Below are 22,143 nucleotides of genomic sequence, written 5' to 3' on the forward strand. Positions count from 1 at the left end.
CGTAATCTGTTTATGAGAACAACAATCCGTCAGAACGGAAGGTTGAAGCCTCCAAAACCTCCGCGTCTCTTTCCGCGGCCCTTCATCATGCCGGGCATCTGTTTCATCATTTTCCGCGTCTGGTCAAACTGCTTGACAAAGCGGTTGACCTCCGCGATGTTGACGCCTGCCCCTTTTGCGATCCTCTGTTTTCTGGAAAGATTCAGCAGATCCGGATTTGCCCGCTCCGCCTTTGTCATGGAGTGGACAATCGCCTCTTTTCTGGCAAGATCCTTTTCATCCACCATGCTCTCCAGCTCCTGCGCTTTTCCCCCGGTCATGCCCGGCATCATGCTGAGGATGCTGCCGATGCCGCCCATTTTGCGCATCTGCTCCATGCTGTCCAGGTAATCGTCAAAGGTAAACTGCGCCTTGCGGACACGCTTCTCCAGATCCCTTGCCTTCTCTTCATCGATATTGGCCTGCGCCTTTTCAATCAGGCTGAGAACATCCCCCATGCCGAGAATCCGGTTGGCCATCCGGTCCGGATAGAACTGCTCCAGATCCTCCAGCTTTTCTCCCATGCCGACATAGAAAATCGGCTTTCCGCAGATTGCCTTAATGGAGAGCGCGGCACCGCCTCTGGTATCGCCGTCCAGCTTCGTCAGGATGACGCCGTCGATACCGACCTTTTCCTGGAAGGTCTGCGCCACATGGACAGCTTCCTGCCCGGTCATCGCGTCCACAACCAGGACAGACGCGTCTACCGTCACAGCCTGCCGGATGGCGACCAGCTCATCCATCATCTGTTCATCAATCTGCAGACGGCCGGCAGTATCCAGAAGGACAACATTGTAACCGGAAGCTTTCGCGTGTTCCACCGCCGCCTTTGCGATATCCACAGGGTTTTTCCTGTCGCCCATGGAAAATACATCAACACCGACTTTTGCCCCGTTGACCTCCAGCTGTTTTACCGCAGCCGGACGATAAACATCACAGGCAGCCAGAAGCGGCTTCCTTCCCTTTGCCTTCAGCTTGCCGGCCAGCTTGGCAGCCGTTGTCGTCTTACCTGCGCCCTGGAGACCGATCATCATGTAAACGGTGATCTCATTTCCCGGTTTCAGCGGAAGCTCTGCCTTATCGTTTCCCATCAGGGAGACCAGCTCGTCGTGAACAATCTTAATGACCATCTGTCCGGGATTCAGGCCGTTCATCACATCCTGCCCGATGGCCTTCTCCTGAACCGTTTTGGTAAACTGCCTGACGACCTTGAAATTGACATCCGCTTCCAGCAGGGCCATTTTCACTTCTTTCAGGGCTGCCCTGACATCCGCTTCCGTAAGGGAGCCTTTGCTGCGGAGCTGTTTGAATACATTCTGCAGTTTTTCACTTAAATTATCAAATGCCACGCCCTATAATTCCTCCAGAATGTCTGATGAAATGGATCGGATCTGCCTCAGTGCCTCCTCCGCGGAATCTCCGGGATTCTCTGTCAGCTCCTGAATTTTTCTTACCCTGCCGCGAATGGCGAGGAACCGCTGAACCATGTGGAGACGGTTCTCGTAATCCTCCAGCGTTTTCTCAATACGCTTCATCAGGTCATGAACCCCCTGGCGGCTGATGCCCTCGTCACGGGCAACCTCCGCGGCGGAATAATCGTTAAAGACTATTTCCTGGAAAATCCGCCTCTGATGTTCGGTAAGCAGTTCTCCGTAAAAATCAAACAGTAAAGATTTTTCTACAAAAGATTCCATAGCATGAAAAAAGCAGGCGCCACGCGGGTACCTGCAAATCATATCTCATGAGAAAGCGCGTGTCAAGTGTTTTTGCTTGACATGCTGCTTACGCGCGATCCTCCAGCTGCTTGTAATGGCGGTGGCGTCCGACATATTTATAGGCAGGACGGATAATCTTTCCGCCGTTATCCAGTTCCTCGATGCGGTGCGCGGACCAGCCGGAAATTCTGGCGATGGCGAACAGCGGGGTGAACAGTTCCCTGGGGAAATCCAGCATCGAGTAGACAAAACCGCTGTAGAAATCTACGTTGGCGCAGACCGGCTTTACCAGGCGGAGCTTCTTTTCCATACACTCCCTGCCGATCCGCTCCACATTCTCATAGAGCCTGAATTCCTCTTCCGCGTCCTTTTCGACCGCAAGCCTGTGCGCATAGTCCTTCAGAATAACCGCGCGCGCATCCGACAGGGTGTAGACCGCATGACCCATTCCGTAAATCAGGCCGGAATGATCGAAAACCTCTTTATCGAGCATCCGGTTCAGATAATCCCGGATCTCGTCTTCGTTGTCCCAGTTATGCACATGTTCCTCGATGTCCTCAAACATCTGCAGGACCTTCAGGTTGGCTCCTCCGTGCTTGGGGCCTTTCAGGGAGCCCAGGGAAGCAGCCACGGCCGAGTAGGTATCTGTCCCGGTCGAAGAAACCACATGGGTGGTAAAGGTGGAGTTGTTTCCACCGCCGTGCTCCGCGTGCAGGATAAGCGCGATATCCAGTACCTTTGCCTCAAGCTGTGTATACTGCCCGTCCGGATGAAGCATCTGAAGAAGATTTTCCGCCAGAGAGAGCTCCGGCTTGGGATTCCGGATAATCAGGTTATGTCCCAGGTGATAATGCCGGTGCGTATGATAGCTGTAGACGGCCAGAAGGGGCATTTTGGCGATCAGGCCGAGCGCCTGCCGAAGAACATTGGATATGCTGATATCCTCCGGATTATCATCATAGGAGTACAGCGTCAGCACACATTTCTGAAGCATATTCATCATGTTTGTGCTGGGCGCCTTCATGATAACGTCCCTGGTGAACTCTTCCGGCAGGGAGCGGAACTCGCTGAGAATGTCGACAAACTTGCCCAGCTGCTCCTCCGTCGGCAGATCCCCGAACAGGAGCAGATAGGTGATCTCCTCGAACCCGAATCTGCGGTTCCGCATTCCCCCGATCAGGTCATTGATATTATAGCCCTGATAGTAAAGCCGCCCCTCGGACGGAACACGGTTGCCGTCCGGCGTATTCCGGAAGCCATCGACATCCGAGATCTCCGTCAGGCCCGTCAGGACACCCTTGCCGTTGGAATCACGCAGGCCTCTTTTTACATCGTATTCCTGATACAGAGTCAGATCAATTTTCCCGGATTTCCGGCTGTATTCAATCAGCTGCTGCAGTTCTCTGTCTCTGGTCTCCGGATCCATGGTCATAGGAACACCTCCGTTTTTATAAAAAGAAAGCGATTAACCCGCGCGCCGCCATTGGCACAAGGTTAATCGCAGAAGCCGGAAATCAGACTCGAACTGACGACCCCCTCATTACGAGTGAGGTGCTCTACCAACTGAGCTATTCCGGCACGCGCGGATACGCACATGAACTATTATACAGACTCCGCGCAAAAGTGCAAGAAAAAATTTTTATGCATTATCTTCCGAGTTTCTCCGCCAGCATACGGACGTTTTCGTACTCCACGGAATTCAGCATGGAAGAACTGAACTGATCCGCCGGAATACTCTCCGTGTACCAGGAGAACTGACGGTAGTAGTTCAGCCACCAGTTACTCCGGAAAATATAGCCGTGGCGGGCATAAATATCGTTGATGGCAAGCTGTGCCTGTCCGTCTGAGAGATCATCCACATCCGCCTGTGTAAGCAGCACGGTGCTGCTGTTCGGGAAAATCTGTCCCTCTGTGGAGGACGAAGGTGCCTGCGTCGGAGCAGCCGTAACCGCTGTGGGCGCGGGCGTCGCCGCGGCCTGCTGTGTCGGGGCAGGTGTCGCCGGTGCGGCTGTTGGCGTCGATGTCGCTTCCGCCGTCGGCTCCGGTGTCGGTGTCTCTGTCGGCGTGGGCGTCGGTGTCTCCGTTGGTGTGGGCGTCGCGGTGGGGGTAGGCGTTGCCGTCGGTGTGGGCGTCGCCGTTACCGTGGGCGTCACCGTGGTTTTGCCGGCAGCGGTTTTGCTGCTGTTTCCCTGCACGGCCGTGACAGAACTGGTATCCACTGCTGCCGTCGCATCGGTTCCCCGCTGCTGGCGCAGAAGCATGAAAGCCATGATGGCGACCACACAGGCGGCAGCCACACAGACACAGGCCAGGGTGACAATCAGCTGTCTCTGCCTTTTTACCTCCTGCTGTCTTTTTAATCTTGCTTCTGCCCTCCGCTGCTTATAGGGATCTTCCTCAAACACAAAATCCCTGCCGCGAAGCTCCTCTGCCTCGCTCTCCAGCTCCTCGCTGCTGTAAGGTTCCGGATTTTCCTGACTGTCTTCCCAGCTTCCGGAACCGGTGTCCTCTTCCGCGGTGCTTTTCGGATTGCTTTCCCTGCCGGCCTCGCTGCTCCAGATATCCTCCGGCGCCGCGGCAGAGGTATTTTCCAGATCTGTCAGGGAATCCCCGGACGGTTCCTTAGTCTCCGGACCGCCGTCCGCATCCGCCTCCGGAGCGGCCTCTCCCGATGCTTCCGGATCGGAAACCGTTTCTTCTGCCGTGTCTTCTCCGGCACTCTCGCCGCCGTTTTCCTGTTCCGCACCGGACTCCCCGGAGATACTGCCTTCCGAAGAACCATCCGGCTCTCCGGCATTGCTGTCTTCCGGAGAATCACCCGGCTCTCCGGCCTCAGCAGAATCTTCTGCCCTGTCCGACGAGGCAGGTTCTTCCCTGCCCGGCATGCCGGAAGAAGCAGCCTTCAAAACCTCCTGCGAAAGCTCCTTTTCCGCCGCCTGTGTCTCCTGCAGTTCTTTTTCTTCTCCGCTTTCCGAAGCCGTCAGATCTTCCCTGACATCCTGGTCCGTTACGGGCTTTTCTGCGGAAACAGCCGTTACATCTGCCGCGTTTCGGCTGTTTCCACTCCTGTTTCTCCTGTTTCTGTGAGAGCGTCTGCTCCCGGTGTTATCAGCCATACTAAAAACTTCTCCTTCGCTTTTTGTATCTGTTCCTTTGCAAAGCAGCGCCGCAAAACCGGCAGCTTTACGGATTATTATACCTTACATCAGGAGTCAATTTCAATAATATACCCGATTCTGCCGGACTGATCGGGATTGGAGGACAGATAATTGTCGTCTCCGTCATGCAGGCCGTCGCTGCCGATCAGCACGACCGTGCCGTTTGACGCTGTCTCTTCCTCCGTCGCGTCCGGTTCGCCGGCCGCCCAGAATGTTTCGATCGCCTCCCCGGACGTCTGATTGGACGCGTTCACCCAGTAATATTTCATGTCCGACGGGGATCTGCGGCCTCCGACATAGAACAAAGTGCCGGTCAGCCCCTGGCTTTTGATTTGGCTGACGATCTGCTGATACTTTTCCTCGCTGTCAACCACCGCCAGCCTTCCTCCGGCGTTTTTCGCCTCCTGAAAGGCCTGTTCCCAGGTACAGTCCCCGGTCACCAGGCGATAGGTGGCTGTTGTCTCCGCCTCTTCCGTGGGGGTGGGAGTGGCCGTCGGCGTGGGCGTCGGCGTAGATGTGGGTTCTGCCGTTACCGCCGATGTCTTATCCGGTGTCAGCGGAGAGACGGTCGGCGTGGGCGTCGGGGTATCGGTCACTTCCGGTGTGGGAGTTGCGGTTACCACCGCGGCATCCGTCGGCGCGGCCGTCGTCTCCAGCGGTATCACTTGGAACAGGGTCAGACAGGGTTCCTGGCTCTCGTTAATGCTCAGCACTCCTGTCACTTCGATCTTCTGCCCGCTGTACTCGCTGACAGAAGAGACCGTCGTACTGCCCGAAGGCAGCAGGCGCAGCGAGCGCACCGTGGACAGGTATGCCTGTTTCCCGTCCGCCGTATCCGCAAAAACAGAAACTGCCGGATTCATCTGCAGGAAGCCCTGGCCGTCCGAAGTAATCAGCAGCGTGCCGTCCGCCGTGACGGTCTGATTATCCACCCCGTTCAGGTCCGCGCTCTGATACAGGGACATATCGGTGTTATCCTCCGAGGAAGAACTGACCACTACAGGCGTACTGTTGCCCGTGTGTGTCAGTTTCCACCAGAGGACCAGAATGACGATCAGAACCGCCGCAATGCAGAGAAGGCAGGCCACCAGCTTGCCCTTCCCGCTTTTTTTCCGTTTTCCGGAAGCACGGCTCCTGTTTTTGTCCCCGTTTCCATAGTTCCCGTTTCTGTTCCCGTTTCTGTAATTCCTGCTGCCGTCTCTGCCGGTGTCCGGGCTGCGCCGGGCGCTTTCTCTTCTGTCATAAGAATAAGAATCCTCTGCGTCTGTTCCCGCGTAAGGATCGTCCGCGTAGCCGGTCACATCATAATCTGTTCCGTCCTCCGGTATCTGGCCTCCCCTGCGGCCGGTCCCGCCATCCCGCGCGGAGGCCGGGTCCGCCCCGTAACCGGAGCCGGCTTCCGGAATAATTTTCGTCCGATCCTGCACGCCGGTTCCGGATAACCCGCCGTCCAGCTCTATACTGATCTCCGCAATCGGATGTCCGCAGTATCTGCATAGTTTTGAATTATCAGGTATTTCTCTTCCGCATTTCGGACAGCGCATATTCTTCCGCTCCTTTCCCCTTATCAAACCTTTCTCCTGCGGGCCGCCCCCTTCTCTTTACGGCGCCGCAGAATATACTCCCTGTCCCGCCCCGGCGGGACTTATCAGACACGGACCTTCGTTCCCTTTCCGTCTCTTTTGCTCAGCCTGATCTTATTCAGGATGAGCTTCTTCTCCTTATAGGATACGGCAAATTCCATCCGGGAGGCAATCAGCCATGCCTTTTCCACCCGGTCGTCCGCGCCCAGGCGGATTCCCCGCACACCGACGGCGGTCTTTTTTTTCTCCGGTATCTCTGACACCGCAAAGCGGATAAAGTATCCGTCCACGGTCTGCATGACCAGAAACTCTCCCTGGTCGGCCGGAGAAGCCATGACAAGCCTGTCCTCTTCCACGGACAGCCTGGTAGCGGAAATAGTCCGTTTGGAAGCGTTGAACTCCCCTCCGTCTACCACTTTGACCATCCCGGCAGATGTAACAAAGACCAGCTTCTTATCCAGGATGTCCGCCAGGGGAGTGACGCTGACAATCTCTTCCTCTGCGGAAGAATAATTGCAAAGGTTGTCCACCGGCGTGCCCTTGTCACGGAATTTTCCGAAAGGAAGATCCTTCACGCGAACCGTGTGCATGGTCCCCCGGTCGGTAAAAATGCAGATCTTGCCGCTGCTCATGCATCGGAAGACATATTTATTTTCCTTGTCGGCCGCTTCCTGGTTTCTCTCATAGACAGAGGGCTCCACCGTTCTGGCGTACCCGAACCGGTCCATCAGGAATACCAGCTCTGCATCTTCTTCCTCCGGTTCTTCCGGCTCCGCCGTCTGCGCATTCATCAGCTGTGTGCGCCGGGGGCGGGCAAACTCCTTTTTGGTATGCTCCAGATCCTTCAGGATGACATCCGCCATGGCGTCATAGTTGTTCAGGATATTCTCGTAGAGATCAATTTTCTTTTTTGTCTCCTCATTCTCCTTGTACAGCGCGTCCAGCTCCAGTCCGATCAGCTTTACCAGGCGCATGTCCAGAATCGCCTGCGCCTGCCGGTTGGTAAAGCAGAGCTCCTTCGCCTGCTTTTCGCTGGTTTTGTGCCGGAAGCGGATGCCGTCCGTCACGCCCATCGTCAGGCAGTCCTTTGCCTGCTGCTGGTTTCTGCTTCCCCGGAGAATTTCAATAATCAAGTCGATCACATCGACCGCCCGGATCAGCCCCTCCTGAATTTCCTCCTTCTCCATCTCCTTCGCCAGAAGTCTCTGATACTTTCTGGTGGTGATGTCAAACTGAAAATCCACAAACTGATCCAGAATCTGTTTCAGTCCGAGCGTCTCCGGCCGGCCGTTCACAACCGCCAGCATGTTGACGCCGAAGGTGTCCTCCAGACGGGTCTTCCTGTAGAGAAGGTTTTTCAGCCTCTCCACATCCGCCCCGCGGCGCAGCTCCAGAACAATCCGGATTCCCTCTTTGGAGGACTGATTGGAGATGTCTGTGATCTCCGGCGCCTGCCTGCTTTCCACCAGTTCCGCCACATCGCAGAGGAACTTCCCGATATTCGCCCCGATCATCGGGTACGGAATCTCGGTAATAACCAGATACTGTTTTCCGTTTTTCCCCTGCTCGACCTCCACCTTGCCGCGGATCCGGATTTTCCCGGTTCCGGTCTCGTAGATCTCCGGCAGTTCATCCATGTTTACGACGATGCCGCCCGTGGGGAAATCCGGACCCTTGATATATTTCATCAGCTGGCGGCTGGTCAGGCTGCTGTTCCGGATATAAGCCCTTGCCGCGTCCGCCACTTCTCCAAGATTATGCGGGGGGATACTGGTTGCCATACCGACCGCAATACCGTCCGACCCGTTTACCAGGAGATTGGGAATACGGACGGGAAGTACCTCCGGCTCCTTCTCTGTCTCATCAAAATTCGGAACCCAGTTGACAACATCCTTATCAAGATCCTGCAGGTAAACCTCCTGCGTGATCTTCATCAGCCGGGCCTCCGTATAACGCATGGCAGCGGCCCCGTCTCCCTCTATGGAGCCGAAATTCCCGTGCCCGTCCACCAGTGGCTGGCCCTTCTTGAAATCCTGTGCCATAACGACAAGCGCGTCGTAGATCGAACTGTCGCCGTGCGGGTGATATTTACCCATGGTATCGCCCACGATACGGGCGGATTTCCGGTAGGGTCTGTCCCAGTAGGTACCAAGCTCCAGCATGTCATACAGCGTCCGCCTCTGTACCGGCTTCAGCCCGTCCCGGACATCCGGAAGCGCGCGTGACACAATGACGCTCATCGCGTAATCGATATATGCCTTCTGCATAAGCTCCGAGTATTCGGTTCTTATGATTTCTTCCATACTGCTCTCCTGCTCTGATTCTTCTCTGCTTCTTTATGCTTCCCGGATCGGACCGGCTGTTTTCTACACATCCAGCTCCGCGTCCGCCGCATGCTCATAGATAAATTCCTTTCTGGGCGGAACGCTGGTTCCCATCAGAATCTCCGTCATCTCTGACGCAAGACGTGCGTCCTCGATTTCCACCAGCCGCATACGCCTGGTTTCCGGATTCAGCGTCGTGTCCCAAAGCTGCTGCGGATCCATCTCTCCCAGTCCTTTGTAGCGCTGCAGGGTAAACTTCTGCCCCTGATGCTTTTTCCGGTACCTTTCCAACGCCTTGTCATCGTACAGGTATTCCCCCTTTCCCTTTGCGGGAATGGTCTTGTAGAGAGGAGGCATGGCGATATACACATGCCCCTGATAGATCAGCTCCGGCATAAACCGGTAGAACAGGGTCAGCAGCAGCGTGGAAATATGCGCCCCGTCTACATCCGCATCCGCCATGATAATAATCTTGTTATAACGGAGCTTTGTGATATCAAAATCGTTTCCATAGCCCTCGGAGAAGCCGCAGCCGAAGGCGTTGATCATTCCCTTGATCTCCGCATTGGCAAGCACCTTGTCGATCGTCGCCTTCTCCACGTTCAGGATTTTCCCGCGGATCGGGAAGATCGCCTGATAATTTCTGTCCCGCGCCATCTTGGCCGAGCCGCCGGCGGAGTCTCCCTCCACGATAAAGATCTCGCATTTCTCCGGATCCTTCTTCTCGCAGTTGGCCAGCTTTCCGTTGGAATCAAAGGAGTATTTCGGCTTTACCAGCATATTGGTTTTTGCCTTTTCCTCCGACCGGCGTATTTTTGCCGACCGCTCCGCGCACTCCAGCACCGTTTTCAGCACCGGAAGATTGCGGTCAAAATAGTGCGTCACCTCCTCGCCGGTAACCTTTGCCACCGCCCTGGACGCATCCGGGTTGTCCAGCTTTGTCTTGGTCTGTCCCTCGAACCGGGGGTCCGGGTGCTTGATGGAAATAACCGCCGTCATCCCGTTCCGGATGTCCGCGCCGGTAAAGTTGGAGTCCTTCTCCTTCAGAACGCCGAGTTCCCTGGCGTAATTATTCATCACCATGGTAAACTGCGTCTTGAAACCGGTGATGTGCGTGCCTCCCTCGGAATTATAGATGTTGTTGCAGAAGCCCAGAACATTTTCCTGGAACTCCCGGATATACTGGAAGGCCACCTCCACGGTAATATTTTCCGATTCTCCCTTGAAATAAACCGGGTCGTGCAGCACTTCCCGGTTCCGGTTCAGATCCCGCACAAACCCGACAATGCCTTCCGGTTCGTGAAAAACAACCGTCTCGTCCCTTCCGTCCCGGCGGTCGCTGAACTGGATCGTCAGGTTCGGATTCAGATAGGCGGTCTCGTGCAGGCGGCTTTTCAGATCCGACGAGGAAAATCTTGTCGTCTCGAAGATCTCACTGTCCGGCAGAAAGTTAATGGATGTTCCGGTTTCTTTTGTTTTCCCCAGCACAGGGAGCTTTCCGTTTTCCAGTTCAATGACCGGAACCCCTCTCTCGAACCGGTCATGATGGATATAGCCGTCCCTGCTGATCCGGACATCCATATAGGAGGAAAGGGCGTTCACGACCGAGGATCCGACTCCGTGCAGTCCGCCGCTGGTTTTGTAGACATTATTGTCGAACTTTCCGCCGGCATGGAGGGTGGTAAACACCAGGCGCTCCGCCGGCATTCCCTTTTCATGCAGGCCGACGGGAATTCCGCGGCCGTTGTCCGAAACCGTACAGGAACCGTCCGGCTCCAGAACGACGATAATCTTGTCGCAGCATCCCGCAAGATGCTCGTCCACCGAATTATCCACGATTTCATAGATCAGGTGGTTCAGTCCCTTCCTCCCGGTGCTGCCGATATACATGCCGGGACGCATCCGCACCGCTTCCAGTCCTTCCAGCACGCGGATGCTTTTTTCACTGTAATCAATCTTCTTAGTCATGCAAGTTCCTTCTGAATCTGCTGTCGATAAATGGAAAAAGCGTCCGGTGTAAAACCACCGGACGCTGCGCAGTTGATAAGGGAATCGAACCCTTGTTTCCGCCGTGAGAGGGCGGCGTCTTAACCGCTTGACCAATCAACCAAGTAGTACCTTACCATAGGGTCAGGGAAAAAGCAAGCTTTTTTTACAAAACTTTTTTTGCTATACTAGGATTGGTTTTTGTGCCCTGCGCGGCGGACGCGTATTTTTCGCGCCGCAGGGCTGAATTTATGGGATTTACAGGAAATAAGATACAGGAGATCCTGAAGAAATGAATAAAAAAGAAGTACTTGAAATTCAAAAACAGCTGAAAAAAGACAACTGCCACGTAAACCGGATCTGCGGATGCTATGTGGACGGCCACAAGGAAACAATAGCCACCATGAAAGAGGCCTTCCTCTCCCTTCCGGAAGAGGAAATGTTTAAGTATTCCGATATCCTGAAGAAAACACTTTCCGGCTCCGTGGGAAAAAATCTCCTGAACCTGGAGTTTCCGCTGAAGGAAGAAGTTCCCGGAGGCCGTCAGCAGCAGCTGCTTGCCCTGCGGGATTCGGAGCTGAAGGATGAGGACATGGTGACCGCCTTCTATGACAAGGTGATCGAGACCTATCTGGATGCGGAGAATTATCTGATCCTCCTGGTGTACGGGACCTACGACGTACCGGGGCACACCAGCGACGGCCTGGAGCTGGAGGATGCCTCGGACTACGTCTACAGCTTCCTTCTGTGCAGCATCTGCCCGGTCTCCCTGTCCAAAGCCGGGCTCTGCTATGACCCTTCCGCCGGAACCTTTATTGACAAGACGCAGGACCGGATGGTCCAGATGCCGGCAGCCGGATTTCTTTTTCCCGCCTTTAACGACAGGAATACAGACATCCACAGCCTTCTCTACTACAGCAAAAATCCGGATCTGCTTCACCCGGAGCTGATCACCGATCTTCTGGGGTGCGTCACCCCGCTCCCGGCAGACGACCAGAAAAGCACCTTCAACGAAGTAATTGAAGAAACCTTCGGGGAAAACTGTGACTTTGAGACGGCAAAATCTGTTCACGAGAACATCAACGCGCTGCTGGAGGGAAAAAAAGAGGAGCCGGAACCGACTCCTCTGGAAAAAAATGAAATCCGCCATCTGCTGGAGCACTGCGGTGCCCGTCCGGAACAGCTGGAGCGCTTTGACGCGGCCTACCAGGACGACCCGGAGAACGGAAACTGCCTGCTGGCCAGCAACCTCGCAAACACCCGGAAATTCGAGGTCAGCTCCGATGACGTAAAAATATCTGTCAGTTCCTCCCGCACAGATCTGATTGAGTCCAGAATCATAGACGGAACCGAGTATATCCTGATCCCGGTAACCGGCAATGTCGAGGTAAACGGAATTAAAATCCGTTCCGGCTCCGGGAAAGCAGAAACTCCGGAAGACTGACCCGGTCTACCTGTCCTTTACGAGAAACAGGGAGGTATAGGTCACCGTGTTCGGGCCGTAGTAGTATTTCATCTGATTGTCCTTGCAGACCTGGCTGACCAGAAGGCCGTACCCCTCCATGGCGGAGGTAGCTTTCTCCGGAAATCTGCAGGGGGCGTCCGGGAACGTGCATTTTTTGCAGATGTCGCAGCTGGCAGAGGTAAGCGCCAGAATATCCGGATAAACGCCCTGCAGCTCTTTCAGGAACTTCGCGCAGTTCTCCTTCTGGCGGTTCACGCCGTCCATCATTCCCTCGTAATCCATAGAATCTTCCAGCTCCGCTGTCGTCTGAACCAGGATGCCCCAGTCATATTTTTTCATGCGTTCCCCGCACTCCGCGACGGTGCCGCAGCCGGGAGGGCATGTCCAGGTTTTATTATAGGCGTGGCACTTGTCCACCGCGCACATGTCCCGCACCTCTTCCATCGGCTTGAGCGTATCAATGCTGGCAAAGCCGGCGTGGGAAAATCCCAGCTTCAATGCATCCTCAATCAGTGTTTCCTTCTCAAACGCCATGACAAATCCTCCTGTGATATAACGGCAAAAACCGGCATTTTTCAGCCCTGTCCGACCGGTTTCGCCTTTTTTCTGATTTCCTCACTGAACTCCCGCTTCTCGTTCTCTTTTTTGATCCAGTTGATGATCACATCGTAACTTTCCGGACGGTGAGGAAAGGTGCAGTTGGTACAGTCCTTGATAATTTTCCCGTCCTTCTGCCAGAATTCCGGTCTGCCGGGACATTTTTCCTTCAGATAGAACGGACAGTAGCAGAACAGACAGTTAAAATCCTCCTGCCCCTTGTGGCAGGGATAGTATTTACAGTCCTTATTCGCAAAGAAGCGATATGAATTCTCCATGTGTCTCCCTCCGGTCGTTAAAATGCTTGTCTTCATAGTACATCCGGCATCTGTAATTGTCAAAACAAGACAAAAAAAGGTAAAAAAAGAACCATCGGCCCCGTAAGAGCCATGGTTCCGCCGTTCAGGCATTCTGTTCCGCCGCGTCCGTCAGAGTGTCTGCCAGCATCTTGCGGACCGTGTCCCTGTCTTCGCCCAGGGCAAGACAGAGTTCCGAATCCAGAAGATCTTCCGCCTCCTTCAGGTATCGCTCGTCAATCGATGTGAATTTTCTCCCCTGTGACTCCCGTATTTTTCTCCGGGAGAGCAGCATCTTGATCATTCCCACCCATTTGCTCAGGTCGCTTTCCTTCATGATACTCTTGTAGGTGGCCTCCCGCAGCTTTTCATTTTCCACGGAAGCCTCCGCGATGGAGGGAATCTCCCTCAGTAATTCTGCCGCCTCTTCCCTGGTGGCCACTTTGCGCATAACCACCTTTTCATTGTCCACAGGAGAATAGATCACGCTCTTATTTGTTGTCACCGGGCGGAGCACATAGTATTTTCTGCGCGCGTCACAGCCGGGCATCTTCAGCTTCGTGATCTCTTCTACCAGACAGGGCCCGTTGGTCCCGTAAACCACATATTCTCCCTTCTCAAACATTTTTTTACTTCCTCTCTCCAAAAAACGTAAACCTGCGGCAATCCATAAAAGTCTTAGAGGAACTCTGATTCTTCTGTCGTCCGTATTTCTACTTAATTATAACAAAAAAACGCATTTTTTGTAAGTAGTGAATTTACATGTGAATTCTACGTATATTCTGATTATTATTTCCAATGCACCAATGATTTTACATTTGTCTGTATTGCATGTGGAATACGCTTATGTTAGGCTTTTTACAGGTTTGGGCGTCAGGAGAAAAAATGAGTATAAAGGGAAAACTGCTGGAAGAACTGAATAAAAGAGAGGGAAAGCCGGTGTCCGGGCAGCAGCTGGCAGACGCTCTGGGAGTTTCCCGAAACGCTGTATGGAAAGCCATCCATGCCTTGATACAGGAGGGCTATCCTGTTGCATCTGCAGGAAACCGGGGCTACTTTCTGACGGATTCCTCCGATCTCCTGTCCGCCTCTGTGATCCGTTCCTGGCTGCCCGAAAGCTGCCGAAGCCTGAAGCTTAAGGTATACCGGGAGGTAGACTCCACAAACCGGGAGGCGGCGCGTCTTCTTAGCGCCGGAGAGACCGGAGAGCTTCTGCTGGTCAGCGACACCCAGACCGCCGGGCGCGGCCACAACGGAAGCAGCTTTCCTTCCCCCGCCAACAAGGGCATTTACTGCAGCTTCCTGCTGCACGCCGGTCTCCGCCCCGACCAGCTTGAAAATGTTTTTTCCGGTACCGCAGTGGCCGTTCTCCGGGCATTTTCCGCCCTGCAGCTGCCCCCGCTCTCCATCCGCGGAACCGACGAATTCTATCTGGAACGGAAAAAAACCGGCGGCATTCTGTGCGAGGCAAACTCCTCCGATCTGGAATCCGGCCTGTTTGACCGTCTGATCATCGGAATCGGCCTCTATCTTTCCCTGACAACCGCAGACGGAAAAAAGATGTGCGGCAGAAACCGCCTGATTGCCGAGATTGCCTCGCAGGTCAGGCAGATCAATTACACCGATCCGAAAGCATTCCTGCGGGAATACAACGCCGCGCGCGAACCGTAACTTCCGACACCAGTCTTCTCTCCCCTGCCGACGGAAGCATGGCATATACTTCCCCGGAAGGCGGGAATACCACAGCAACCCCACAGCAGCAGGAAACTGCCGTTCGACCTCCGTCTTTTACAGTTCTACTTTACTCTCCAGCGTAAAATAGAAGGCCACACCGTTCTCCTTATTCTCCGCCCAGCATTTCTGATGATGTCCGTCCATGATCGCCTTGACAATGGACAGACCGATGCCGCTTCCGCCGTAGGCCCTGGTGCGGGCTTTATCCACTTTATAGAATTTGATCCAGATCTTATCCAGAGAATCCTCCGGGATCGGGCTGCCGGTGTTAAAGACGCAGGTTGTCACGACACCATTCATCTCCTGGCAGTGGACCGAGATTATCTTCTCTCCCTCCGCGTGATGGATGGCGTTCGTCAGATAATTTGTGACAACCTCCTCGATCTTAAACTCATCGCCCCAGACCCAGACCGGATCCTCCTGCTCAAACTCCACGCGAACCTGCGCCTGCTGAATCATCACCTTCGCGGACTGTATAACGCCGTTGATCAGCTCCGTCAGATTAAATCTGGCCATAGAAACCAGATCATTCCCGAATTCCAGCTGGTTCAGCGTCAGCAGCTGCTTCACCATTGTATTCATCTTTCCGGACTCGTCGATAATGACGTCGCAGTAGAAATCCCTGCTCTCCGGATCATCATTGATGCAGTCCTTCAGTCCCTCTGCGTATCCCTGTATCAGCGCGATCGGTGTTTTCAGCTCATGCGAAACATTAGAAAGAAACTCCTTGCGCATATCGTCAATCTGCGTTTTCTGCTCGATATCCTTCTGCAGCTTTGTATTGGCAGTTTTCAGATCCTCCACGGCATGTTCCAGATTATCAGACATCTGATTAAAGTTCTCTCCGAGTTCTCCGATTTCATCCTGTCCCCCGCTGGTGTAGCGCGCATCGAAGTCCAGATCTGCCATCCGCTTGGAGAGCGTCGTCAGCTCCTGAATCGGCTGCACAATCTTTCTGGTAATCAGCCACATGGCAAGTGCCCCGGCAATGACGGCGACCACGCTGATATAGACAAAAAACCTCGTGGAAACCTGTGCCGCGTCAGAAATGCTCTGAACCGGGCACATCACCATGTAGTAGCCGCCGTCCTCCATCCCGGCATACAGCTCCAGGTACTGCATATTGGTAAAGCGGTCCTTCAGCTGGATAATTTTATAGGATCCGGAAGACTGTATGATATGCGCGTGATCATCCTCCATCCCCATGATAAAGCCGAAGAGCCGGCCTGCCATGGCATCATCATTCTGCGCGTTCGTCTGCGTGGCATTCATCTGCGAGTCTGTGACACAGTAGGTGAGGCCGTTCACGCTGCAGTAATTGTTAAACGCGTCCCAGTCCGTGTCATTCCCCTGATCCGCAATCTTCTCATAGCTCTCCACCAGCTTTTTCTGCTTCTGGGAAGCATAAAAGGTTCCCGCAAAAGACCACTGGAACACCCCTACAGCTGCCAGAACAAGCACCATGATAATAATAAAAGTAAACGCGATTTTTTTTCGGATTGATTTCTTCATAATTTATTTTCCTGTTCACAAAACGCATAAAACATATATTTCATTATAACAGTAAACGGAACATCATAGGAACATTTTCAGGCGTTTCTTCTTCCCATTCCCTTCATGAAAGGCCGGCTGAATCAGCCGGCCTGTGTAAAATCTCAAAATTTAATTATTGTCATCGGTTGTAAATTTGTACCCCATCCCCCAGATGGTTTTGATGTAGGAACCTTTCTCCCCCATCTTGCTCCGAAGTTTCTTTACATGGGTGTCGATCGTCCTGGCGTCGCCGAAATAGTCATAATTCCATACGTTATTCAGTATTTTTTCCCTAGACAGCGCAATCCCCTTATTTTCCAGAAAATAAGTGAGCAGCTCAAACTCCTTAAAGCTCAGATCCATCTCTTTTCCGTCCACAGAGGCAATATGCGCCGATTTGTCAATCCGAACGCCCCCTGCCTCCAGAATATCATTGCCTCCGATCTGGCTGGTTCTGCGGAGGATGGCTTCCACCCTTGCTACAAGAACCTTCGGACTGAATGGCTTGGAAATATACTCATCCACGCCGAGATCGAAACCCATCAGTTCATCCCTCTCATCCCCGCGGGCCGTCAGCATGATGATCGGCACCTTTGACTCTCTCCGAATCTCCCGGCAGACTTCCCATCCGTCCATTTTGGGCATCATAACGTCCAGAATAATCAGTTTAATATCTTTATCCGAATAAAAAAGATTCAGCGCTTCTTCCCCGTCTCCGGCCTCCAGCACCGTAAAGTCTTTTTTCACAAGAAAATCCCGAACAAGCTTGCGCATACGGGCTTCGTCATCCACAACCAGTATTTTTAATCCGTCCATATGATTTCCTCTTACCTTCTATTATGCTTCCTGCAGTACCCCCGGCAGGGTGTACTTGTTTACGAAAAACCCCGCAGGCATTCCTTATTTCCGCCTGTGTCTAAAGTTATCCTGGTTTCGCAGAAACAACAGACTGCTCCTGCTGAACTGCCGCGTATAAAGCTATCCTAGCTTTTAATTGTGTCCGCGCTGTGAAGAACAGAATGAAGAGAAGAAATTTCTTACACCTCCAGGTTCCTTCCCTGCTTACAAAAAAAGCATGAATAAGGGAGAAGCAAGAGTGTCCCATATTCACGCTTTTTGAGAAGAGTGGATCTGACGGGGGTCGAACCCGTGTCCAAACCGCCTTTGCCGGTTCCTCTACACGCTTAGTCCGTCTTCCTGCCTTCTCTGCCATCCTCACGGACAGACTGTACAGAGTGGTCTGGCAAGATTATCTTGGCACAGTCTCTTGACAGCTTGATTAACTGTGTGCAGCCGCTTCCTTTGGACCCTGCGGAATACAGCGGCGATATCCGCAGAGCTTTGATCCCACGAGGGGATGCACTGCTTAGGCGGCCAGTGCTACCGGTTCTTCGTTGTTAGCGAATATTGTTTGGTGTCGGATTTACGAGGTGTCCACCATCCTCGGCGTGCTGCTACCGTCTCCAACGACCTGTCGAAACCAGTACAGACCCAGATATATTATAGTAAATCCCTGCGTCAGGCGCAAGAATTAACTGACACAAATACTCCATGCTCCACGCAGCTGATCATAAATCTATAACCGGCTGTCCCTGGCATGTACCATAAAAGCAGAGCAGACAGAAGTCTGTCTCAATACAGATTTTTTACCTTAAAGCTGCGTTCCGCCTCCCGCCGCATATCCTTTTTCGCTATGTCGTCCCTCTTGTCATAGAGTTTCTTTCCGCGGGCCAGGCCGATCTGCACCTTGACCAGCGGTCCCTTGAAATAGACCTGCAGAGGCACAATCGTAACTCCTTTTTCGCGGACTTTGCCGTCCAGCTTCCGGATCTCATCCTTATGCATCAGCAGCTTCCGCACCCGGACAGAATCCCGGTTGAAGATATTCCCCTTCTCATAAGGGCTGATATGCATTCCGTAGATGTAGACCTGTCCGTCCTCAATCCTGACAAACGCTTCCTTGATGGAGCATTTTCCCATACGACAGGATTTTACCTCTGTTCCTGCCAGAGAGATTCCCGCCTCATATTTTTCATCAATAAAATATTCATGATATGCCTTTTTATTATTGGCAATCAGTTTATAGCTGTCCCCGGACATTCTGATTTCTCCAGAAATACAAAAGCTGCTGCAGAAATATGCAACAGCCAGTCTTCAACCATTTTTATGCAGATACGGATCAGATGAACTTAGTATTCAGAAGCACCGCAAGGCCGATAAAAACAATCGACATGATGCGGGTTGCCAGAATCATCCGTCCTTCCTCCGAACGTCCCTTATTCTTGCTCCAGTACGTATCCGCGGATGTCATACCGCCGATTGCGCCAAGGCCGTTGTCCTTGCCCTGCTGCCGAAGGATGATAATAATAAGGGCAACACAGTCAATGGTAAAGATTACTGTTAAAATTGTACGGATAACCGCAGTCAATGCAATTTCCTCCTGCTGCAAAAAGACTCACAACGGGTATCTTATCATACCGTCCGGCAAATGGCAAGCCACCGCTTAAAGATTTTCCAGAATTACCGTAAACGGCCCGTCATTCACCAGAGAGACCTTCATGTCCGCGCCAAAGCTTCCGGTCTGGACAGAGGGCACTGCCTTCTGAGCCTCCGCGACGATGTATTCATAGAGTTCTTTTGCCATTCCCGGTTCACCGGCATTGATAAAGCTCGGCCGGTTCCCTTTTCTGCAGTCGGCATAGAGCGTAAACTGCGAAATCAGAAGGAGTTCCCCGTTCACGTCCGCGAGAGAAAGATTGGTCTTCCCGTTTTCATCATCAAAAATACGGAGGCCGATCAACTTCCGGAGATACCTGTCGGCAGTTTCCTTTGTGTCGTCCGGGCCGACGCCGATCAGGACGACAAATCCTTTTCCGATCTTTCCGATTACTTTTCCATCCACCTGGACGTCTGCCCGCGTTACACGCTGGATTACAAATTTCATGTTTGTGCCCGCCCTTTATGTCTCAGCTACAACCCGTAAGGATACATTCATCCATTAAATCATCGTATAAATTACTTTCTAAACAAGTCACAGACAGGCCAAAGCGTCTGCGTATCAGAAATCTTTGCTCCACAATAGACGCAAAGCTCAGGCGCTTCCGCGCAGGATGTTCACAGAACCTTGGACAGGAAATCCTGCAGCCTGGGATTTTTCGGATGGCTGAAAATCTCCTCCGGGGTTCCTTCTTCCTGTACCTTGCCCTCATTGATGAAGAGCACGCGGCTTCCGACCTCTCTGGCGAAGCCCATCTCGTGGGTGACAATGGCCATTGTCATACCGTCTTCCGCAAGCTCCCGCATGACCTCCAGAACCTCCCCGACCATTTCCGGATCGAGCGCGGATGTCGGCTCGTCAAAAAGCAGCACCCTGGGATTCATCGCCATGGCACGAACAATGGCTATCCTCTGTTTCTGCCCTCCAGACAGGGACGCGGGATAGACGTCTGCCTTATCCTCCAGGCCGACCCGGTGCAGAAGCTCCATGGCTCTCTGATCCGCCTGTTCCTGTGTCATCAGTCCGGTGCGGACGGGCGCCAGTGTGATATTCCGTTTCACTGTTTTATTGGGAAACAGGTTGAAATGCTGGAACACCATCCCCATCTGGCAGCGGATTTTATTGATGTCTGTATTCTGGGAAGTAATCTCCTGGTTATTAAACCAGACCCTTCCCGATGTGGGAATCTCCAGAAGGTTCAGGCAGCGGAGAAAGGTTGATTTTCCGGAACCGGATGGCCCGATAATGACGACCTTCTCTCCTTCGTCAATATGCTCTGAAATATCATCCAGAACAAGGGTATCTCCGAATTTTTTGGTCAGATGCTCGACACGGATCAAAGCTCTGCCCTGGCTGTTAACGTCTGTCACTTCTGCGCAGCCTCCTTTCCAGAATTCCAAGAAGCTTGGTAAGAATCATGACCACTATCAGGTACATGGCTGCTATCCCGAAGAACGGCATAAAGGCCTGATAGGTTTTCGCCTGAATCTGAATGGCCACTTTTGTCAGATCCGCAAGCCCGATTACCGTAACCAGAGAAGTATCCTTGAAAAGGGTAATCAGCTCGTTGCCCAGCGCCGGAAGAATGTTTTTAATCGCCTGGGGAATGATGATCTCTCTCATGACGACCGGATAGCCCATGCCGAGAGAGCGTCCTGCTTCCATCTGCCCCGGATCAATGGACATAATGCCGCTTCGTATGATTTCCGAGACATAGGCGCCGGAGTTGATGCCCAGGGAAAGGATGGCAATGCCGATCAGGTTCCGGCTGGACGCAAAGATAACCAGCCCCATGATCAGAAGCTGAACCATCATAGGAGTACCGCGGATAACGGTAACGTAGATCTCGCAGATGACATTCAGGACCGAAATCAGCCGGTTCGGCTTCTGCCCTGTTTTCTGCTGGTCGTGCTGTGTCCTTGCAATCGCCACCAGCACACCGAGTACAATACCAATGGCCAGGGCTCCCAGCGTGACGGTGAACGAAACACCCAGTCCGCTCAGGTAACGCTTCCAGCGGTCCGCCTCAATAAAGCTCTGATAAAACGCATGTCCGATTTTTAGCATCCATGCAGGCAAAGATCTGTTCCCCCTATAAAATATGATGTCGGGGGCAAAAGGTCTTTTGCCCCCAAACGATATCACGAATTGCTCCGTTTCTTTGAAACTCCCGCAATTTTCCGGTCAGGCGCCGGAGCCGACAAGAGCCGGCCCCGGAAGAACGATGCGGCAGTCTCCGCGTTATTCCGCCTTGATGTATTTATCCAGGATTTCCTGAACAGTTCCATCGTCCTTCAGTTTCTTCAGCTCCGCGTTAAGCGCGTCCCGCAGTCCGGTGTTGGATTTGCTGACGCCGATCGCGTAGTCCTCCGATACATATTCGGTATCAAGAATCTTCAGTCCCGGATTTGCCTTGACAAATTCCTGAGCCGGCTGGGAATCAATGACAACCGCGTCTACCTTTCCTGCCAGCAGCGCCTGAATGGCCGTTGCTCCGTTCGTGTAGGCAACAACGTGATCCTCCCCGTATCCGCCGTTCTCCGGCGTATCGGAGCAGTAAATGTAGCCGGTGGTTCCCTCCTGGCACCCGATCATCTTATCATTGGCCAGGTCGTCCACGGTCTTAATGTCGGAATCCTCCGGTACAATAATAACCTGCACGCCGGTTGCGTAGGTGTCTGTGAAATCTACGTTCTGCTTTCTTTCATCTGTGACGGTAAGGCCGGCCATGGCGATATCTTCCTTGCCGGACTGTACCGAAGTGATGACGGAAGAGAAATCCATATCATCGACAACCAGCTCCAGGCCCAGGTCATCCGCAATCTTCTGCGCCAGATCAATATCGATACCCTCAAAGCCCCCGTCATCGGATGTGCTCTCATAAGGAGGAAATGCCGCGTTGGTAGCCATGTGGAGCTTGCCCGCCTCTACCGTCGTAAAATCCCCGGTAACCGCGGCAGAGCTGGATACAGCTGCAGATCCGGAATTGGTAACGGATTCTTCCGTTCCGGCAGTGCCGGAGGAAGATGCTTCCGCGGAAGACGCGGATGCGGAAGATGCCGAGGAAGCGGCTGCAGAAGAAGCGGAAGAAGAAGCGCTCCCGCCGCACGCAGCCAGCCCGGCCGTCATAAGAACTGTCAGGGCAAGTGCCAATTTCTTTTTCATAATAAATTCCCTCTTTCCTTTTTGAATGAACCTTTTGCCGGATTTTACCGG

The 22,143-nt window shown here is 53.1% G+C and carries 20 protein-coding genes, 2 tRNA genes and 1 other RNA gene; 2 read left to right on the top strand and 21 right to left on the bottom strand.

Translation table 11 applies throughout. The annotated features are described in order from the left end of the window. Positions 1-29: 29 nt before the first annotated feature. From ffh to FYJ60_RS01750, 9 genes are all read right to left on the bottom strand, one after another. The gene (gene ffh, locus FYJ60_RS01710; RefSeq protein WP_330579071.1) at positions 30-1,388 is read right to left on the bottom strand and encodes a signal recognition particle protein; all 1,359 of its coding nucleotides are present in this window, start codon (positions 1,386-1,388) and stop codon (positions 30-32) included. A gap of 3 nt (positions 1,389-1,391) precedes the next feature. Further along, positions 1,392-1,733 carry a YlxM family DNA-binding protein gene (ylxM, locus tag FYJ60_RS01715; RefSeq protein WP_154457070.1) on the bottom strand — a complete coding sequence of 114 codons (342 nt, stop codon included), beginning with the start codon at positions 1,731-1,733 and terminating at the stop codon, positions 1,392-1,394. Between the two features lie 88 nt (positions 1,734-1,821). Next, positions 1,822-3,186, bottom strand: a complete 1,365-nt coding sequence (locus tag FYJ60_RS01720) for a citrate/2-methylcitrate synthase (protein ID WP_154456854.1) — start codon at positions 3,184-3,186, stop codon at positions 1,822-1,824. Positions 3,187-3,259: 73 nt separating this feature from the next. Next, positions 3,260-3,332, bottom strand: a tRNA-Thr gene (locus FYJ60_RS01725). Between the two features lie 68 nt (positions 3,333-3,400). After that, the gene (locus FYJ60_RS01730) at positions 3,401-4,870 is read right to left on the bottom strand and encodes a YARHG domain-containing protein (RefSeq protein ID WP_154456855.1); all 1,470 of its coding nucleotides are present in this window, start codon (positions 4,868-4,870) and stop codon (positions 3,401-3,403) included. Between the two features lie 89 nt (positions 4,871-4,959). Beyond that, the gene (locus FYJ60_RS01735) at positions 4,960-6,483 is read right to left on the bottom strand and encodes a zinc-ribbon domain-containing protein (RefSeq protein ID WP_154456856.1); all 1,524 of its coding nucleotides are present in this window, start codon (positions 6,481-6,483) and stop codon (positions 4,960-4,962) included. Between the two features lie 77 nt (positions 6,484-6,560). Further along, positions 6,561-8,798, bottom strand: a complete 2,238-nt coding sequence (locus FYJ60_RS01740) for a DNA gyrase/topoisomerase IV subunit A (protein WP_154456857.1) — start codon at positions 8,796-8,798, stop codon at positions 6,561-6,563. A gap of 63 nt (positions 8,799-8,861) precedes the next feature. Then, on the bottom strand, positions 8,862-10,787 hold the full coding sequence (locus tag FYJ60_RS01745; RefSeq protein WP_154456858.1) for a DNA gyrase/topoisomerase IV subunit B: 1,926 nt from the start codon (positions 10,785-10,787) through the stop codon (positions 8,862-8,864). Between the two features lie 69 nt (positions 10,788-10,856). Next, positions 10,857-10,928, bottom strand: a tRNA-Glu gene (locus FYJ60_RS01750). Positions 10,929-11,097: 169 nt separating this feature from the next. On the opposite strand from FYJ60_RS01750, the gene FYJ60_RS01755 reads away from it, so the two are divergent. Next, positions 11,098-12,249 (top strand): DUF4317 domain-containing protein, encoded by a 1,152-nt coding sequence (locus tag FYJ60_RS01755; RefSeq protein WP_154456859.1) that lies wholly within the window; start codon positions 11,098-11,100, stop codon positions 12,247-12,249. Positions 12,250-12,255: 6 nt separating this feature from the next. Here FYJ60_RS01755 and FYJ60_RS01760 read toward each other — a convergent pair whose 3' ends face one another. The 3 genes from FYJ60_RS01760 to FYJ60_RS01770 all read right to left on the bottom strand — a co-directional run bounded on the left by FYJ60_RS01760 (position 12,256) and on the right by FYJ60_RS01770 (position 13,788). Next, positions 12,256-12,804, bottom strand: coding sequence for a DUF2284 domain-containing protein (locus FYJ60_RS01760; protein WP_154456860.1), 549 nt, complete (start codon positions 12,802-12,804; stop codon positions 12,256-12,258). A gap of 41 nt (positions 12,805-12,845) precedes the next feature. Further along, a complete protein-coding gene (locus FYJ60_RS01765; RefSeq protein ID WP_154456861.1) occupies positions 12,846-13,145 on the bottom strand; it encodes a cysteine-rich small domain-containing protein in 300 nt (99 codons plus the stop codon). Between the two features lie 124 nt (positions 13,146-13,269). Continuing rightward, positions 13,270-13,788, bottom strand: a complete 519-nt coding sequence (locus tag FYJ60_RS01770) for a CarD family transcriptional regulator (RefSeq protein ID WP_154456862.1) — start codon at positions 13,786-13,788, stop codon at positions 13,270-13,272. 260 nt (positions 13,789-14,048) lie between these two features. Between FYJ60_RS01770 and FYJ60_RS01775 the strand changes: the two genes are divergently transcribed. Beyond that, on the top strand, positions 14,049-14,834 hold the full coding sequence (locus tag FYJ60_RS01775) for a biotin operon repressor (protein WP_205838916.1): 786 nt from the start codon (positions 14,049-14,051) through the stop codon (positions 14,832-14,834). A 117-nt stretch (positions 14,835-14,951) separates the two neighbouring features. Here the strand turns inward: FYJ60_RS01775 and FYJ60_RS01780 are convergent, their stop codons facing one another. The 9 genes from FYJ60_RS01780 to FYJ60_RS01820 all read right to left on the bottom strand — a co-directional run bounded on the left by FYJ60_RS01780 (position 14,952) and on the right by FYJ60_RS01820 (position 22,092). Continuing rightward, complete coding sequence (locus FYJ60_RS01780) at positions 14,952-16,409, bottom strand: sensor histidine kinase (protein WP_154456864.1); 1,458 nt, start codon at positions 16,407-16,409, stop codon at positions 14,952-14,954. 150 nt (positions 16,410-16,559) lie between these two features. Continuing rightward, on the bottom strand, positions 16,560-17,246 hold the full coding sequence (locus FYJ60_RS01785) for a response regulator transcription factor (protein ID WP_154456865.1): 687 nt from the start codon (positions 17,244-17,246) through the stop codon (positions 16,560-16,562). 307 nt (positions 17,247-17,553) lie between these two features. Beyond that, positions 17,554-17,923, bottom strand: a transfer-messenger RNA (tmRNA) gene (gene ssrA, locus FYJ60_RS01790). Positions 17,924-18,062: 139 nt separating this feature from the next. Next, the gene (gene smpB / locus FYJ60_RS01795; RefSeq protein ID WP_154456866.1) at positions 18,063-18,530 is read right to left on the bottom strand and encodes an SsrA-binding protein SmpB; all 468 of its coding nucleotides are present in this window, start codon (positions 18,528-18,530) and stop codon (positions 18,063-18,065) included. A gap of 79 nt (positions 18,531-18,609) precedes the next feature. Beyond that, positions 18,610-18,858 carry a preprotein translocase subunit SecG gene (secG, locus tag FYJ60_RS01800; RefSeq protein ID WP_154456867.1) on the bottom strand — a complete coding sequence of 83 codons (249 nt, stop codon included), beginning with the start codon at positions 18,856-18,858 and terminating at the stop codon, positions 18,610-18,612. A gap of 75 nt (positions 18,859-18,933) precedes the next feature. Next, entirely contained in the window at positions 18,934-19,374 is a 441-nt protein-coding gene (gene dtd, locus FYJ60_RS01805) for a D-aminoacyl-tRNA deacylase (RefSeq protein WP_154456868.1), read from the bottom strand. A 170-nt stretch (positions 19,375-19,544) separates the two neighbouring features. Continuing rightward, positions 19,545-20,267, bottom strand: a complete 723-nt coding sequence (locus FYJ60_RS01810; RefSeq protein WP_154457071.1) for an amino acid ABC transporter ATP-binding protein — start codon at positions 20,265-20,267, stop codon at positions 19,545-19,547. A gap of 16 nt (positions 20,268-20,283) precedes the next feature. Beyond that, complete coding sequence (locus FYJ60_RS01815) at positions 20,284-21,006, bottom strand: amino acid ABC transporter permease (RefSeq protein ID WP_235903283.1); 723 nt, start codon at positions 21,004-21,006, stop codon at positions 20,284-20,286. 162 nt (positions 21,007-21,168) lie between these two features. Continuing rightward, positions 21,169-22,092, bottom strand: coding sequence for an ABC transporter substrate-binding protein (locus FYJ60_RS01820; RefSeq protein WP_154456869.1), 924 nt, complete (start codon positions 22,090-22,092; stop codon positions 21,169-21,171). Positions 22,093-22,143 lie beyond the last annotated feature (51 nt).

Source organism: Bilifractor porci (assembly GCF_009696005.1).
GTDB lineage: Bacteria > Bacillota > Clostridia > Lachnospirales > Lachnospiraceae > Bilifractor > Bilifractor porci.